Here is a 16,220-nt window from a genome sequence, read left to right as displayed (position 1 = left end):
CGGGTGACGCAGGACGTTCAGCGCCGCCACTTGGGCGCGGGCGGCTCCCATGCCGCGAACGCCGCGAGCAACGCCGCCGGGTCTGAGGCGACTCCGAGGGTGTCGCGGAAGGCCGCGGTCAGGAAGCCGGCCTCGACCATGGCGTCCAGCATCGCGCCCAGGGGTGCCCAGTAGCCGTCGACGTCGTAGAGCGAGACCGGTTTGCGGTGCAGGCCCAGCTGCAGCCAGGTCCACGCCTCGAAGAGCTCCTCGAGCGTCCCCGCGCCGCCCGGCAGGGCGACGAACGCGTCGGCGAGCTCCGCCATCCGCGTCTTGCGCGCGTGCATGTCGGCCACGATCTCGAGCCGGGTGAGGCCGGGGTGCGCGAGTTCCGCGTCCACCAGAGCCTGCGGGATCACCCCGTGCACCTCGCCGCCGGCGGCGAGAGCCGCATCCGCGACGACCCCCATGAGTCCGGCGCGCCCACCGCCGTACACGAGTCCGATGCCGGATGCGGCGAGAGCCTCCCCCACGGCGGCGGCCGCCGCGGCGTAGGCGGGCGAGCCGCCGAGGGCGGAGCCGGTGTAGACGGCGACGCGCGAGATCATGCCGGCGCCGCCTCAGCGACGACGTATGCGGTCGCGAGTCCGGCATCGTGGCTCATCGACAGGTGCAGCGCCACGATGCCGCGTGCCGAGACGACCTCGGCCGTCGATCCCGTCAGCGCGAAGATCGGCCGGCCCGACGGCTCCGAGGCCACCTCGATCTCGACCCAGTGCACGCCGTCCGAGCCGCCGAGTGCCTTGATCAACGCTTCTTTGGCGGCGTAGCGCGCAGCCAGCGACCGCGGCTTCAGCACGCGCTCGGCCGGCGAGAAGAGACGGGTCAGCAGACCGGGCGTGCGCGCGAGCGTGCGCTCGAACCGCGGCACGTCGACCAGGTCGACGCCGATTCCGACGATCATGTGCCCTCCCGGATGCGGCCGCTCACCGCATCCGCCACCCTATCCGCGCCCCGGATGCCCGAGTCGCGTCGCCTTTGCGCACCTGTCGATCACAGGCGCGCTTGCGCAGAAGTGTGACTCTTACTCGACCGTGACCGACTTGGCGAGGTTGCGCGGCTGGTCCACATCCAGACCCTTCGCCGTGGCGAGGCCCATGGCGAAGATGTGCAGCGGGACGACCGCCAGCAGCGCCTCGAACAGAGGGCCGGCGAGCGGAATGTGCAGCACCTCGTCGGAGAACGGGAGGACGCTCGCGTCTCCCTCCTCCGCGATCACGATGACGCGGGCCCCACGAGCACGGATCTCCTGGATGTTGGAGACCACCTTGTCGTGCAGCACCGAGGACTCCCGCGGCGACGGCACGATCACGAACACCGGCTGGCCCGGCTCGATCAGCGCGATGGGCCCGTGCTTGAGCTCGCCGGCGGCGAAGCCCTCTGCATGGATGTAGGAGATCTCCTTGAGCTTGAGGGCCCCCTCCAGCGCGATCGGGTAACCGACGTGACGGCCGAGGAACAGCACCGAGCGCGTGTCGGCCATCCAGTGCGCGAGCTGCGTGATGCGCTCCTGCTGCGTCTCGAGGATGGTGCTGATCTTGCCGGGCACCGACTCGAGTTCGCGCACGTGGTCGGCGATCTCGGCGCCCGTCAGTGAGCCGCGCACGCGAGCGATGTGCAGCGCGAGCAGGTAGATCGCGGTGATCTGCGCGACGAAGGCCTTCGTCGAGGCCACGGCCACCTCGGGGCCGGCGTGCGTGTAGACGATCGCGTCCGACTCGCGCGGGATGGTGGCGCCCTGCGTGTTGCAGATGGAGAGCGTGCGTGCACCGCGTTCGCGGGCGTACTTGACCGCCATGAGGGTGTCCATGGTCTCGCCCGACTGGCTGATCGAGACGACGAGCGTGCGGGGGCCGATCACGGGGTCGCGGTAGCGGAACTCGTGCGCGAGTTCGACGTCGACCGGGATGCGGGTCCACAATTCCAGCGCGTACTTGCCGGTCTGCCCGGCGTACGCCGCCGTACCCGCCGCGATGATGACCACGCGGTCGATGTCGACGAAGAGCTCGTCCAGTCCGTCGAGCTCGGGGACGACGACGACGCCGTCGCGGATGCGGCCGCGGATCGTGTTGGCGACGGCCTCGGGCTCCTCCGAGACCTCCTTCGCCATGAACGAGGACCATCCGCCCTTCTCGGCGGCGGCGGCATCCCAGGTCACTTCGAACGGCTCGGGCTCCACGACGTTGCCGTCGAAGTCCGTGACCTCGACACCCTGGGGCGTGATGGCGACGATCTCGTCCTGGCCGATCGCCAGCGCGTTACGGGTGTACTCGACGAAGGCGGCAACGTCGGATCCGAGGAAGTTCTCGCCCTCGCCGAGGCCGATCACCAGCGGCGAGTTGCGACGGGCGGCGACCACGAGCCCCGGGTGGTCCTTGTGCATCGCCAGCAGAGTGTAGGCGCCCTCGAAACGACCGACGGTCGCGCGGAAGGCGGCGATCAGGTCGCCGGATGCCGCGTACTCGCGGCCGATCAGGACCGCGGCGACCTCGGTGTCGGTCTCGCTGCGGAAGGTGTAGCCCTCGCTGACGAGTTCGGCCTTGAGGGCCGCGAAGTTCTCGATGATGCCGTTGTGGATGACGGCGAGCTTGTCGTCGTCGGCCAGATGCGGGTGCGCGTTCGCATCCGTCGGACCGCCGTGGGTCGCCCACCGTGTGTGGCCGATGCCCGTCGTGCCGTCCGCGAGGGGCACGCGTGCGAGGTCGTCGCGCAGCACGCTGAGCTTGCCGGCGCGCTTGCGCATCCCGAGGTCGCCGTCGGCATCGATCACCGCGATGCCGGCCGAGTCGTATCCGCGGTACTCGAGACGGGCCAGACCCGAGATCAGGATGTCCTGGCTCGGCCGAGGGCCGACATATCCGACGATTCCACACATGGGTTCCATCGTAGTTGGGCCCAGCCGTGAACCCGCCCGGCACCGGGCCGTGCAATCCGCGCGCCGCCGTGGGGCGTCAGAGCTTGCGCAGGAGCACCGTCTCGACGGCGTGGGAGGCGCCCTTGCGCAGCACGAGAGAGGCACGGTGGCGCGTGGGCAGCACGTTCTCGATGAGGTTCGGCAGGTTGATGCTGTTCCAGTAGTACGCGGCACGCTCGCGCGCATCCTCGTCCGAGATGTCGGCGAGCACCCGGAAGAACGAGTTCGGGTTGCTGAACGCGGCGTCGCGCAGCGCCAGGAACCGATCGGTGTACCAGCGCTGGATGTGCTCGGGGTCGGCGTCCACGTAGATCGAGAAGTCGAACAGGTCGCTCACCGCGACGTCGTGCGGGACGGGCGGCGGCTGCAGCACGTTGAGACCTTCGACGATCACCACGTCCGGCCGGTGCACGCTGGTGTGCGCGTCGGGGACGATGTCGTACCGCATGTGCGAGTAGTACGGCGCGTGCACCTCCGCGGCACCCGACTTGACCGCCGTGAGGAACTCGATCAGCGCGCGGCGGTCGTAGGACTCGGGGAAGCCCTTGCGATCCATCAGTCCGCGCCGCTCCAGCTCCGCGTTCGGGTACAGGAAGCCGTCGGTCGTGACGAGCTCCACGCGTGGTGTGCCCGGCCACCGGCTGACGAGTTCACGCAGCAGTCGCGCGATCGTGGATTTCCCGACGGCGACGGAGCCGGCCACGCCGATCACGAACGGCGTGGTCTCGTCGGGCTCGCCAAGGAAGGTGCTCTCCTCCGCGCCGAGACGCTTCGTGGCGGATGCCCGCAGCGACAGCAGCCGGCTCAGCGGCACGTACACCTCGCGCACCTCGGTGGCGTCGAGCATGTCGCCCAGACCCCGCAGCTGCACGACCTCCGCCTCGGTCAACGGCTGGTCCATGCCGCGGGCCAATCGGGCCCAGTCGGCGCGCTCGATCTCGCGGTACAGGGACTCGGCTGACGCCGCCGGCGGGGTGGTCTCCTCTGGCACCCGCCCATCGTAGTGGCGGCGCAGCGGCGGAGCGTTCGCCCTCGCAGCGCGCGCAAAGCCGGACGCCGCTACTCTCATCGGGTGCGGCTCGGAGTTCTCGACATCGGTTCCAACACCGTGCATCTGCTCGTGGCGGATGCACACCCCGGCGGGAGGCCGCTCGCGACGACGAGTCACCGCACCGTCCTGCGCCTCATGCGCTACCTCACGCCCACGGGCGCGATCAGTGAGGAGGGCGTTCGCGCTCTCGAGGATGCGGTCGCCGAGGCACGGGAGACGGCGCGGCGCGAGGGCGTCGCGGAGTTGCTCGCGACCGCGACCTCCGCGGTGCGCGACGCCGCCAACGGGGAGCTCGTGATCGCCCGGATCGAGGAGGCGCTCGGCCAGCCGCTTCAAGTCCTCGGAGGGGAGGATGAGGCGCGCTTCACGTTCCTCGCGGTCCGGCGCTGGCTCGGCTGGTCGGCGGGCCAGATTCTGCTCTTCGACATCGGCGGCGGCTCGCTGGAGATCGCGGCCGGTTCCGACGAGCTTCCCGAGCGCGCCGCATCCGTTCCCCTCGGCGCCGGCCGCATGACGGTGGGCTACCTCCCCGAGGATCCTCCGGGAGAGGATGCGGTGGAGCGCCTGCGCGCGCATGCCGCGGAGGTGCTCGCTCCCGTGGCCACCGAATTCCAGGCGCTGCAGCGCCCCGACCACGTGGCCGGCTCGTCGAAGGCGATACGCTCGCTCGCCCGCCTCGCCGGGTACCCCGTGCCGGGATGGTCCGGGAGCGAACGGCTCCTGCTGCCGCGTCAGGCGCTGGGTTCCTGGATCCCGCGCCTGGCGCGCCTGCCCGCCAGCGCCCGCCAGGAGCTGCCCGGAATCACCCCCGATCGCACGTTCCAGATCGTGGCCGGGGCGGTCGTGCTGCACACCGCGATGCGCACACTCGACATCGACGAGCTCGAGGTGAGCCCGTGGGCGCTGCGGGAGGGCGTGCTGCTGCGCTACATCGAGGCCATGGCCTGGGGCTGACGCCCATAGCCCCCGGCGCGGGGGCGACCATAGACTGACCGCCGTGATCCGCGGGGGGTCATCTGCCCCGACCCGCGGATCACGGTACCGACGTCCCCCCATTGGCGGCCGCCGTCAACTCGAGAGCAGGACCTTCCGTCGGTAGGAACGAAAATATGCCAACTCAGGACGAACAACAAGACTCTGGACGCAGAGTCCATAACGATTCGTCGCAGACGGGTCGCGCGCGACGCATCCCTCGTGACGAGCTTCGCCGTCGCGTTCTGGATGCGGCCGCCGATCTCCTCGCGGACGGCGCGGTGAGTGTGGGACTGCACCAGCTGAACATGGAGGAGCTCATCCGGCGCGTCGGTGTGCCGCGAAGCTCGGCCTTCGCGGCGTTCGGCGGCAAGGACCAACTGCTCGCCGCGCTCATGCTGCGCCTGCTCGAGCCGCGCGGCCCCCATCCGATCGGATACTCCGCCGCCACCGTTCAGATCGCGACCGCGGTCTTCGAGCAGTATGCGGACCGCCTGGTCGACGCGCACGGTGTGCCCGACCCCGTCGGCATCGAGCGGGTTCTGCAGGAGTCGGTGCGCCGAGCCATCGGACAGAACGTTCTCGACACGATGGCCTCCACCGAGTGGAAGAACTACATGGCCCTCTCCGTGTCGGTCAGCTCGCTGCCCGTCGACCAGCAGGCGGAGGTGCGCCGTGCGCTCGCCGCGAGCGAGACCCGCTTCCTGGCGGAGATCGCGGACATCTACCAACGGGTCCTCGCCCGCGTCGAGCGGGAGCCGGTTCCCGGAGTCACCTGGCTGCAGATCGCCGCGGCCGGAGCATCGCTCATCGAGGGCATGGCCAGCAAGCGCCTCGTCGGCATCGAGGGCATCGACGACGTGGTGCTGCGCGAAGGCATCGACGGCGAGGAGGTTCCCTGGGAGCTGCCGGCGCTGGCGTTCTGGTCGCTGCTGATGGGCCTGACCCGTGCGGTGGGAGAACCCCGTCATACGGCCTGAACGGGCCACGGTGAGTCGATAAGATACGGGGGCGCCCATCCCCCACCCTCAGCGCGCAACCCCCATCTGTTTGCGAAGGAACACCCGTGGCGAGACTGCGCATCGCACTCGTCGAGGACCAACCTCTGTACCGCGACATGCTCGTGGGCCTCCTGCGCGCCGTCCCCGATTTCGATCTCGTCGTCGCCGCCGGCTCTGCCGCCGAAACCGCACGCTTTCCCCGCGATCTCGATGTCGCGCTGCTGGACATCACCCTTCCCGACGGCGACGGAATCGAGGTGGGCCGTCGGCTGCAGGAGCGTCAGAGTTCACTGTCGGTCGTGCTCCTGTCGGCCGTGGACCGCCTCAACACTCTGCTCGACGTGCCGGAGGAGCAGCGTCGCCGATGGAGCTACCTCTCCAAGACCTCCGCGTTGTCCGCGCCGTCACTCGTCTCTGCCCTGCGCGCCAGCGCGGGGGGACGCAGCGTGCTCGATCGCGAACTCGTCGAGCGTCGCCGCGCGCGTCCGCGCGGCCGCCTCGCCGCCCTCAGCGCCCGCCAGTTCGAGGTGCTGACGCTCCTGGCCGAGGGGCTGACGAACACCGCCATCGCTCGCCGACTCAATCTCGCCGACCGTTCTGTCGACAACCACGTCAACGCCGTCTACAGCGCCCTGGGGCTCGGCGGGGATGCGGAGCGCAACCCGCGTGTGAGCGCCGTGCGCATCTTCCTCGAGGAGAGCGCGTGAACGCAGATCCCCCGAGCGACATCGCTCGTGCGGATCGCGCCGCAGATCAGCGGCAGTTCTTCTTCATGGCCATGACCCTGGGCGGCGCCCTCTCCCTGGCGATCAGCTCCCAGGCCGTGCTCCTGCTGGGAATCAACGCCGTATCCCTGCGCGGCACCGACGCATCGCCGTTCGTCGACCTCATCATCCGGGTGACGATCAACCTCTGCGGCGTCGCGATCGCGGTGCTTTCCGCGACCCGCGCGCGCCTCATCTCCCGCACAGGGTTCGTTCGCATCGCTCTGCTCGTCGGCTGCGCGGGCTTCGCGGCGGCGTGCCGCGCCGCCGCGCAGATCATCGTCGGGATCTACGCCTCCGTGACGCTCGCGCTCGCGGATGCGGCCATCGCGACGCTCCTCATGTCGGTGACCTTCGTGTTCGCCCTGCAGAGCGTGGGTTCCCGGCGCCGCGCGCGCGAGTCGGAGCGCGCCCGGCTCGCGCAGGCCGCACAGGCGACCGCGGCGTTGGCCGCACTGCAGGATGAAGAGCTCCACGTCCGAAGGGAGATCGCGGATACTCTCCACGGCACCCTGCAGGGCCGCGTCGTCATGCTGCAGGCCGACCTGCGAGAGGTGGCCTCCGGCCTCGACGGCCTCCAGCGGAGCCGGATCGACCGGATCCGCGCGGAGCTGGACGCCCTGCGGGAGAACGAGCTGCGCGCCGTGAGCGCCACTCTCTACCCCGAGGGCATCGACCGCGGCGTGGTCGCCGCTCTCCGCGCGTTGGTCTCCCGCATCCCGGCCGCGATCGATGCGTCCTTCGTCGTCGTCCCCGCGGGAGCCGATCCCGACCTCGACCTCGCTCGTCGCCTCGCGCTCGTGCGCGTCGCGGAGGAGGGCGTGTCCAACGCCCTCCGGCACGGGCTGGCCGCGCGGATCGACACGGTGCTGCACGTCGGGATCGACGAGGTGACCCTCAGCGTGCGCGACGACGGGGTCGGAGTCGACCCCGCCGCCGTCCCGAGCGGTCTGCGCCGTCTGACGGACCGGTTGGAGGGACTGGGCGGACGCCTCGCGCTGACGCCGACCGACCCCGGAGCCGAACTCGTCGCCCGTGTGCGGCGAGGCTGAGACGCCTCAGAGCGCGAGACGCTCGCGCACGACGGCTGCCAGCCGCTCCGCGATCTGCTGGGCCTGGCCGGCATCCTCCGCCTCGACCATGACGCGCACGAGCTGTTCCGTCCCCGACGCGCGCAGGAGCACGCGTCCACTCGACCCGAGCTCGGCCTCCGCCGCAGCAACCGCCTCGGCGACGCCGGAGTCGGCGACGCGTGTGCGGTCGACGTCCTTGACGTTGATGAGAACCTGCGGGAAGACGGTCATGACCGAGGCGAGCTCGGCCAGAGAACGACCCTGGCGTGCCATCTCCGACATCAGGTGCAGCCCGGTCAGCAGTCCGTCGCCGGTGGTCGCGAAATCACTCATGATCACGTGGCCCGACTGCTCACCGCCCAGCGCGTACCCGCCGGAGTTCATCTCTTCCAGCACGTAACGGTCTCCGACGGCCGTCTGCAGCACGCGGATGCCGTTGGCGGCCATCGCGCGGTGGAGTCCGAGGTTGCTCATGACCGTGGCGACGAGGGTGTCGTCGCGCAGCACGCCGCGATCGCGCATCGACACGGCCAGGATCGCCATGATCTGATCGCCGTCGATGACGCGTCCGGCCGCATCCACGGCGAGACAACGATCGGCGTCGCCGTCGTGCGCGATACCGAGGTCGGCACCCGCCCGCAGCACCTCCGCCGCCAGATGATCCAGGTGCGTCGAGCCGACGCCGTCGTTGATGTTGAGTCCGTCGGGATCGGCACCGATCACGGTGACGCGCGCTCCTGCATCGCGGAACGTCTCGGGAGAGACGCCGGCTGCCGCACCGTGGGCGCAGTCGAGCACCACGTGCAGGCCGTCCAAGCGGTGCGGCAACGACTGCAGCAGGTGCACGACGTAGCGGTCCTCCGCGTCGGCGAAGCGACGGATGCGGCCGACCGCGGCACCCGTCGGCTGGAGCTTGGGACCAGCGAGCGCGAACTCGATGCGCTGTTCGACGGCATCGGGCAGCTTCACGCCGCCGCGCGCGAAGATCTTGATCCCGTTGTCGGGAGCGGGGTTGTGCGAGGCCGAGACCATCACTCCGAAGTCGGCGTCGATGTCGCCGATAAGGAAGGCCGTCGCCGGCGTGGGGAGCACACCCGCGTCCAGCACGTCCACTCCGGAGGAGGCGAGGCCTGCGGCGACCGCCGCGGCGAGGAACTCTCCCGAGATCCGCGGGTCGCGCGCGACGACGGCGGTGGGCCGCTTGCCCGCCGCACGTCGGGCTTCCGCGGAACGGCCCTGGCCCAGGACGACAGCGGTCGCCTGGGCCAGGGAAAGCGCCAGATCGGCGGTGAGGGGGCCGTTCGCCAGCCCCCGCACGCCGTCCGTACCGAACAACGCCATTCGGCGTGTCAGCGCTTCGAGTACTGAGGAGCCTTGCGGGCCTTCTTGAGACCAGCCTTCTTGCGCTCCTTCACACGAGCGTCGCGCGAGAGGAAGCCGGCCTTCTTGAGGGTCGGGCGGTTGTTCTCCTCGTCGATGCCGTTGAGCGAGCGGGCGATGCCCAGACGCAGCGCACCGGCCTGACCCGACGGGCCACCACCGTGGATGCGGGCGATCACGTCGTACGCGTCGGTGAGGTTGAGGATCGTGAACGGGTCGGTCACGAGCTGCTGGTGCAGCTTGTTCGGGAAGTAGTCCTCGAACGTGCGGCCGTTGATCGTGATCTTGCCGGTGCCGGGAACGATGCGCACGCGGGCGATGGCCTGCTTGCGACGACCGACGGCGGCGCCGGGGACGGAGAGCACGGGACGCTCGACGGCCGCAGCCTCGAGGTCGGCCGGGGTCTCGGTCGAGTAGTTGGTGGTTTCTTCGATGTTCGCCACGAGAGTGTCCTTAGTCTGAGCGGCGCTTACTGGGCGACCTGGTCGAAGGCGTAAGCCGTGGGCTGCTGCGCGGCGTGCGGGTGCTCCGCACCGCGGTAGACCTTGAGCTTCGAGAGCTGCTGGCGACCCAGGCTGTTCTTGGGGAGCATGCCGCGAATGGCCTTCTCCACGGCGCGGACGGGGTTCTTCTCGAGCAGCTCCGAGTAGGTGACGGACTTGAGGCCGCCCGGGTAACCGGAGTGGCGGTAAGCCTTCTTCTGCTCGAGCTTCTGCCCGGTGAGGGCCACCTTGTCGGCGTTGATCACGATGACGAAGTCACCGGTGTCGACGTGGTTGGCGAAGGTGGGCTTGTGCTTGCCGCGGAGAAGGGTGGCCGCGTGCGAGGCGAGGCGTCCGAGGACGACATCGGTCGCGTCGATGACCAGCCACTCGCGCTGGATCTCGCCAGCCTTGGGGGTGAAAGTGCGCGTCACGTTAGTGCTGCTTTCTTGATCGAACGGAGAGGTTCGTGAATCCCGCTCCGGGGTGCTTCTTTCGAGAAGACGCCAGTGGAGGGCTCACGTTCGCGGCACCGACCAGCAGGGATGCGGCACCAAACGAGAAGCCTAGCACGACGACGTCGTCGACCCCGCATCCGGCTCTCTACGCGGAGGTCGGAGCAATGCATAGAAGTTGTGCATAGAAGATGTGCATGCCTATAGTCGGGGCATGGACGAACCCCGCAGCGACAGCACCATCCGCCTCGACAGCCGCGCTGTACGCGCGCTCGCCCATCCGCTGCGTTCGCGCATCCTGAGTCGCCTGCGCACCCACGGCCCCGCCACCGCGACCGAGCTCGCGGCTGCCCTCGGCACCAATTCCGGTGCGACGAGCTACCACCTGCGTGCCCTCGGCGACGTGGGACTCGTGACCGACACCGGGGAGGGCGAGGGGCGCCGCCGCGAGTGGCGCGCGGCGAGCGAGCGTCATTCGTGGGTCGATTCCGACTTCGCCGGCGATGAGGACGCCCGGACCGCGCTGGCATGGCTGAGCCGCGACTACGTGCGTCAGTTCGCGTCGGGCGCCGAGCGCTGGCTGGATGCGGCCGAGCACTGGCCCGCGGAATGGGTCGACGTACTGGGCCTGTCGGACGGCATCCTGACCGTGACGCCCGAGCAGACCGCCGCCTTCTCCGCCGAACTGGCGGAACTCGTGGCGCGCTACCGCGATGCGGGCGCAGCCGACCCGCGGGCACGCCGCATCCACGTCAGCTCGTTCGCGCGCCCCCTCGACCTGGACGACGCGTGATCGACGCCGCCGGCGCCCAGCGTCGGTTGCTGTGGCTGACGGCGCTGCGCTGGCTGCCGGTCGGAGTCACCTTCGGACTCACCGCACTGCTTCCACTGGAGCGCGGTCTCAGTCTCGTCGAGGTCGGCGCGATCCTGTCGCTGCAGGGGATCGTCGCGCTCGTGCTGGAGCTGCCGACCGGCGGACTCGCCGACACGCTGGGGCGGCGGCCGGTGCTGCTGATCGCGGCTCTGATCGGCTTGGCGTCGACCGTGCTGTTCGTGCTCGCGCAGGATGTGGCGGCCTTCGCCGCAGCGATGCTCCTGCAGGGCGTGTTCCGCACGCTCGACTCCGGCCCGCTCGAGGCCTGGTACGTCGACGCGGCACACGCCTCCGATCCGGCCGCCCCCGTGGAGCAGGGGCTCGCCCGCGCCGCCACGGTGCTCGGCGTCTCGATCGCGGCGGGAGCGCTCGGCGGCGGACTGCTCGTGGCCTGGGCGCCGCTCTCCGGCACGTCGGCGCTCGTGCTGCCGTTCCTCGTCAGCCTCGCGCTGTCCGCCGTGAGCGTCGTCGTCACAGCGATCCTCGTGGTCGAGCCGGCACGCCCGCGCCGACGGGTGCGGGGTGCGGCCACCGGCGCGTCGGGACTGCGCGGGGCACTGCGCCTGGTTCGACGATCCCCGGTCCTGCGCGCGCTCCTGGCGGTGGAGGTCTTCTGGGCCGTCGCCATGGTCGCGTTCGAGACCCTCACCCCTGTGCGACTGGCGGAACTCGCCGGCGGCGAGGACGCGGCGGGCGCACTGTTCGGTCCCGCATCCGCCGCCGCCTGGGGGCTCTTCGCTCTCGGCTCGCTTCTGGCGGGGCGCGCGGCCAGACGATGGGGTGTGGCGGTCACCGCGGCACTCGCCCGCATCCTGAACGGCGTGTTCGTGGTCGTCATGGGCGTCGTCGCCGGACCCGTGGGTCTGCTCGCCGCGTACGGCGCCGCGTACCTGTCGCACGGAGCCGCCAGCCCCATGCACAACACGCTGCTTCACCGCCAGGCCGACACGGGCACGCGGGCCAGTGTGCTCTCCGCCAACGCAATGGTCTCCGGCGGCGTCTACAGCGCGGGCCTGCTCGCCTTGACGGTGCTGGCCGAGCACACCGGTACGGGCATCGCCTTCGCCGCCGCGGGAGCCTTCAGCGTGTTCGGGGCACTCTGCTACCTCCCCGCGTGGCGGGCCGAGCGCGCGGCCGACCGGCAGTGAGATCCGTGGACCCGCCGTCCACAGATCGACCCCCGACGCGGCCGGGTGCGCGGACATTCCGTAACGTAAGGCTGTGATGCCCGACGCCGTCGCCCCCGTCCGCGCGTTGCGCAGTGTCCCCTTCCTCGCCGCCGTGAACCTCGCCGCTCTCGGAGCATTGACCGCCCCCGCCGTTGTGGGGCTCCCGGTGCGGGTGGCAGCACTGGTCCCCGCCGCCGAGCGCGCTGGCACGCTCGCGGTGGTCATCGCCGCCGGCGCCGTCGCCGCGATCGTGGCGAACCCGCTCTTCGGGTTCCTCTCGGACCGCACGCGCGCTCGGTGGGGCCGACGGCGTCCCTGGATGCTGGCGGGCGCGCTCGCCGGCCCGCTGGCGACGTGGTGGCTGCTGAGTGCGAACGATCTGTTCACCCTCGTGTCGGCCTGGGTCGGGATGCAGATCTGCTACAACGCCGTGCTGGCCACCGCGGCCGCCCAACTGGCGGACACGGTCCAGGAGCGTTGGCGGGCCGGCGCCTCCGGAATCTTCGCTGCCGCGGCATTCCTCGGCACGGTTCCCCCGCTGGTCATCGCCGCGACCCTCCCGGACCAGCTGGTGCTGGCGTCGGCGATCATGCCCGCCGCTGCGGTCATCGCGGTCATCCTGTGCGTCCTGTTCGTCCCGGATGCCGTCGTCGGGAACGTCGACGCGCGGGCGCGCCCGGTGCGGGCATCTCGCTTCGCCATCGCTCCCGGCTTCGCCGTCGTCTGGGTGCAACGACTCCTGCTGCAGTCGGCGTTCTCGCTCACCACCGCCTTCACCCTCTACTTCGTGATGGACCGCATGCTGCGCGATCAGGCCTCGGCCACGAGCGTCACCTCGCTGTCCACCGTGCTCGGCGGCGGGGCCATCGTCGTGGCAGCCGTCACGATGGGGCTGCTCGCCGGTCGCCGCGGCGACTATCGGCCGTTCCTCGCGGCCGCCATCGTCGGTCTCATCGCGGCCGCTCTCCTACGCGCGTTCGCCGCGGCGCCGATCCAGCTGTGGACGAGCGCACTCGTGGGCGGACTCGCCATGGGCACCTTCTTCGCGGTCGACTTCGCGCTGGCGCTGCGCACGATCCCCGCCGAACGCACGGGCGCCTATCTCGGTGTCCTTAACGCGACGGAGACCATCCCGCAGGTCGTCGGCCCCCTGGCGGCCGCAGCGCTTCTGGCCACGGGCGGCGACCCGCTCGGCGGCCGCGGCGGCGATTACGTCGCGCTGTACGTGACCGCGGCTGCGGTGGCGGTCTTCGCGCTGGTGCTGCTGCGGCTCGTCGCTCCCTACGCTCGCCGCCCCGTCAGTGCTCCGACCCCGCAAGATCCAGCGCCGCGAGCGCACGAAGGGCGTCGGCACGCGAGCTGACACCGAGCTTGCGGTACAGACTGCGCAGCTGCGACTTCACGGTATTCGGCGACACGACCAGCGCCGCTGCGATCTCGGCCACCGACTCGCTGCGGGTCAGTTCGTCGGCCACCGCGATCTCGCGAGGGGTCAACTGCACACGACGACGAGTCGCCGGGACCATGCCGATCCGCTGCGCGCGTGCGATCAGCTCCTGGGTGTGCGGATCGACCGCGGTGTCGGCCATCGCCTCGAGCGCGTTGGCCGGCACCATCGCCAGCGGCAGCAACAGACCGCGCTGCTCGAGCACCGCGGTGAGGCGCGCCAGCATCCGCCTGGTTCCGTCCTTGTCGCCGCCCGCCAGAGCGAGCGCGCCGACGGTGAGGGCGAGGTGCTCGGTGTCGATACGCGGGGATGCGGCCATGCCCGCCGACGCCTGCAGCACGCGCATGGCACCCTCCACGTCGCCGGCGGCCAGCGCGATGCGCCCGAGGCTCACCCCACGCCGCACGGGCTCCTTCTCCTTCGTCACGGCCCGTTCGGCTCCGGTGGCGTCTCCCGCCGCGAGCAGCACGAGCGCCCGCGTGTGGCGCAGCCTGCTCAGGGTCAGCTCACTCGTCGCGTGCCGGGCCTGCTGCGTGCGTAGCGCGTTGGCCAGGAGGGCATGGGCCGCGCCGACCCGCCCGCGCGCGAGGGCGACGAGAACGTCGACGTGCGTCAGCAGCGGCCAGTGCTCGATCGTCGCGCGATGCGGATCGAGGAGGCGGATGGCGGCGTCCGCCGCATCCGGGTCGCCGTCTTCGAGGGCACAGAAGCCGCGCGCCAGCTGGAGGAAGCTCCCCGGGTAGCCGTCGATCCAGCGCTCCGGCCACGTGCGTGAGAGCGCCTCCTGGATGGCCTCGCGGGCGTCCTGGACCTCGCCCGCGACGGCGAGCGTGCCCGCCGTGAGAGCGAGCCCCTGGAGGCCGGCGAACAGGCCCTTCGCATCGCTGACCGCCGTCGAGCGGCGGAAGCAGTCGAGTGCTTCCGCCGTGAGTCCGCCGTAGAACAGCGAGGTGCCGATCTGGTTGTAGACGGTGGGCTCGTTGCGTCCGAGCCGGTCGCGCTCGGCCGCATCCATCTCCTGCAGTGCACGGTAGCCGTCACGCGCCACGGCTGTCGCTCCGGAACGCCCGGAGACGCGGTAGGAGGCGGTCTCGATCGCACGCAGCAGCACGCGGTCGACGGGAGGCGCGGTGGCCCGCTGCATCCGGGCGCCGTAGACGGCCAGGCCGAAGTATTCGAGGGCACGAAGGCGCTGGCTGCCGCTGGCGTTCGCGACGATGGCGAGCACCATGGCGACGAGCGGCCGCGTGCGCAGCGACAGCAGCGGCACATGGGCGAACAGCTCCGTCAGCCGGCCCCGGTAGGTGAGCAGCTCGTTCCAGTGATGCCGGATGACGTCGTCGATGAGAGCGGCGTCATCGATCTCCACCGCGCGCCGCAACGACGAGAACGCGAGACCCCGCTCGAGTTCCCAGCGCGCGACACGACGGACGATCTCGCGCACCTCCGGGCGCGAGCGCTCGCGTCGCAGACTCTCCTCCGCCGCGAGGCGAAGGAACGGCGAGAAGACGAAGACGGCGGAGGAGTCGCGCGGTCCGGGCGTCTCCCAGGAGCCGAGCCCCTCCGCCTCCGCCGTCTCGAGGAACCGCAGAGCGTCGGATCGACCGGAGATCGCCTCGGCCAGCCGGATGTCGAGCGCATCGGCGATGGCCACCGTCTCGAGGAACCTCACGAACGCGTCGTCCCAGTTCCCCCCGCGAAGTCGCAGCAAGGAACGGGCGGCCTGCTCCACGTCCGCGCCCGTCGCGGCGCCGACCTCGCCGAGCGTGAGCATGCGTGCGAGGGCCGGCACGCCACCGGCTGCGACGATCTGGTCCGCGGCCGCGGCGTCGCCGGCAAGCTCGAGCGCCTCGGATGCGGTCAGGGCCAGCTCGCCCCTGCCCACGATGACAGCGTCGACGAGGACCGCGAGGCTCGGTTCGGTGAAGAGGGACGCACGACGCACCGTGACCCGCACGAGCAGCTCGGGCACGTCGGCGAGGACCTCGAGCAGGCCCCGCACGGTGGCCTCGGAGAGCCGGTCGCCGTCATCGAGGGCGACCGCGAGGGGCCCGGGCTGACGCCGGAGCCCTCGGGCGAGCAGCCCCCACGGGTCGTCGTCGACAGCGAGCGTCTCCGCCGCGGTGCGCAGCGGGTTGCCGTCGTCGAGCAGACCCGCATCCTCGAGCTGCGCGGCGAGCTGCTGCACGAAGGGGCGCGGTTCTCCGCCGCCGTCGCGCACCCGCATCCAGACGCCGCTGCGCCCGGTGCTGCGCGCCCACTGTGCCATCGCGACGGTCTTGCCATAGCCCATGGGCGCGTGCAGGACGACCAGCGGCGCCGCGTCATCGAGCACGGCCACCAGACGGGATCGCGCAAGGACGCCGACACCGGCGCGTGGCACAGCGGACAGGCTCATCTGGTCGTCTCCGGCGACGTGCCCGGGTGTCGAGCACCCCGCCGCCGACTCCACCCTACGGCGCCAGCGGCGCGTGGGCCCGCTGATGCGGACGGTGGCACGCCGATGCCCCCGTCCGCATCGGCGGACAGGGGCGGGCGTGCGCTCACCGTGTGCGGCATATCGGTTCCGCGTCGCCACCCCGCGCGCAGCGGAGTGGCG

Annotated in this window: 15 protein-coding genes; 7 read left to right on the top strand and 8 right to left on the bottom strand. The window is 71.0% G+C overall.

The genetic code is table 11. The features are described 5' to 3' along the window. Positions 1-17: 17 nt before the first annotated feature. The 4 genes from SK224_RS13800 to coaA all read right to left on the bottom strand — a co-directional run bounded on the left by SK224_RS13800 (position 18) and on the right by coaA (position 3,944). Positions 18-587 (bottom strand): TIGR00730 family Rossman fold protein, encoded by a 570-nt coding sequence (locus SK224_RS13800; RefSeq protein WP_320435242.1) that lies wholly within the window; start codon positions 585-587, stop codon positions 18-20. Next, a complete protein-coding gene (locus SK224_RS13795) occupies positions 584-943 on the bottom strand; it encodes a holo-ACP synthase (RefSeq protein ID WP_320435241.1) in 360 nt (119 codons plus the stop codon). The genes SK224_RS13800 and SK224_RS13795 overlap by 4 nt, the downstream gene beginning before the upstream one ends. Before the next feature lie 120 nt (positions 944-1,063). Beyond that, entirely contained in the window at positions 1,064-2,914 is a 1,851-nt protein-coding gene (gene glmS, locus SK224_RS13790; protein ID WP_320435240.1) for a glutamine--fructose-6-phosphate transaminase (isomerizing), read from the bottom strand. A 76-nt stretch (positions 2,915-2,990) separates the two neighbouring features. After that, the gene (gene coaA / locus SK224_RS13785; RefSeq protein WP_320435239.1) at positions 2,991-3,944 is read right to left on the bottom strand and encodes a type I pantothenate kinase; all 954 of its coding nucleotides are present in this window, start codon (positions 3,942-3,944) and stop codon (positions 2,991-2,993) included. A gap of 81 nt (positions 3,945-4,025) precedes the next feature. On the opposite strand from coaA, the gene SK224_RS13780 reads away from it, so the two are divergent. The 4 genes from SK224_RS13780 to SK224_RS13765 all read left to right on the top strand — a co-directional run bounded on the left by SK224_RS13780 (position 4,026) and on the right by SK224_RS13765 (position 7,793). Then, positions 4,026-4,958, top strand: coding sequence for a Ppx/GppA phosphatase family protein (locus tag SK224_RS13780; protein WP_320435238.1), 933 nt, complete (start codon positions 4,026-4,028; stop codon positions 4,956-4,958). A gap of 155 nt (positions 4,959-5,113) precedes the next feature. Further along, a complete protein-coding gene (locus SK224_RS13775) occupies positions 5,114-5,956 on the top strand; it encodes a TetR family transcriptional regulator (RefSeq protein WP_320435237.1) in 843 nt (280 codons plus the stop codon). A gap of 86 nt (positions 5,957-6,042) precedes the next feature. Beyond that, positions 6,043-6,684, top strand: coding sequence for a response regulator transcription factor (locus SK224_RS13770; protein WP_320435236.1), 642 nt, complete (start codon positions 6,043-6,045; stop codon positions 6,682-6,684). Further along, positions 6,681-7,793: a sensor histidine kinase gene (locus tag SK224_RS13765; protein ID WP_320435235.1), complete on the top strand. Its 1,113-nt coding sequence runs from the start codon at positions 6,681-6,683 to the stop codon at positions 7,791-7,793. Before SK224_RS13770 ends, SK224_RS13765 begins: the two co-directional genes overlap by 4 nt. Before the next feature lie 6 nt (positions 7,794-7,799). Here SK224_RS13765 and glmM read toward each other — a convergent pair whose 3' ends face one another. Genes glmM through rplM form a run of 3 tightly spaced genes read right to left on the bottom strand, consistent with a single transcriptional unit; the run spans position 7,800 to position 10,110 of the window. Continuing rightward, on the bottom strand, positions 7,800-9,155 hold the full coding sequence (gene glmM / locus SK224_RS13760) for a phosphoglucosamine mutase (protein ID WP_320435234.1): 1,356 nt from the start codon (positions 9,153-9,155) through the stop codon (positions 7,800-7,802). Between the two features lie 8 nt (positions 9,156-9,163). Beyond that, positions 9,164-9,637, bottom strand: a complete 474-nt coding sequence (rpsI, locus tag SK224_RS13755; RefSeq protein ID WP_307319820.1) for a 30S ribosomal protein S9 — start codon at positions 9,635-9,637, stop codon at positions 9,164-9,166. 26 nt (positions 9,638-9,663) lie between these two features. Next, on the bottom strand, positions 9,664-10,110 hold the full coding sequence (rplM, locus tag SK224_RS13750; protein ID WP_137419039.1) for a 50S ribosomal protein L13: 447 nt from the start codon (positions 10,108-10,110) through the stop codon (positions 9,664-9,666). Positions 10,111-10,345: 235 nt separating this feature from the next. On the opposite strand from rplM, the gene SK224_RS13745 reads away from it, so the two are divergent. From SK224_RS13745 to SK224_RS13735, 3 genes are all read left to right on the top strand, one after another. Then, a complete protein-coding gene (locus tag SK224_RS13745; protein ID WP_320435233.1) occupies positions 10,346-10,924 on the top strand; it encodes a helix-turn-helix domain-containing protein in 579 nt (192 codons plus the stop codon). Continuing rightward, positions 10,921-12,153, top strand: coding sequence for an MFS transporter (locus tag SK224_RS13740; protein WP_320435232.1), 1,233 nt, complete (start codon positions 10,921-10,923; stop codon positions 12,151-12,153). Before SK224_RS13745 ends, SK224_RS13740 begins: the two co-directional genes overlap by 4 nt. A 76-nt stretch (positions 12,154-12,229) precedes the next feature. Further along, a complete protein-coding gene (locus tag SK224_RS13735) occupies positions 12,230-13,537 on the top strand; it encodes an MFS transporter (protein ID WP_320435642.1) in 1,308 nt (435 codons plus the stop codon). Here SK224_RS13735 and SK224_RS13730 read toward each other — a convergent pair. After that, positions 13,473-16,019 (bottom strand): LuxR C-terminal-related transcriptional regulator, encoded by a 2,547-nt coding sequence (locus SK224_RS13730; RefSeq protein ID WP_320435231.1) that lies wholly within the window; start codon positions 16,017-16,019, stop codon positions 13,473-13,475. The two genes, SK224_RS13735 and SK224_RS13730, sit on opposite strands and share 65 nt — an antisense overlap. Positions 16,020-16,220 lie beyond the last annotated feature (201 nt).

The sequence above is a fragment of the Microbacterium sp. BG28 genome, from assembly GCF_034044005.1.
Lineage (GTDB): Bacteria > Actinomycetota > Actinomycetes > Actinomycetales > Microbacteriaceae > Microbacterium.
The sequence above is the reverse complement of the archived record's forward strand: the minus strand, read 5'-3'. Positions and strand labels throughout refer to the sequence as shown.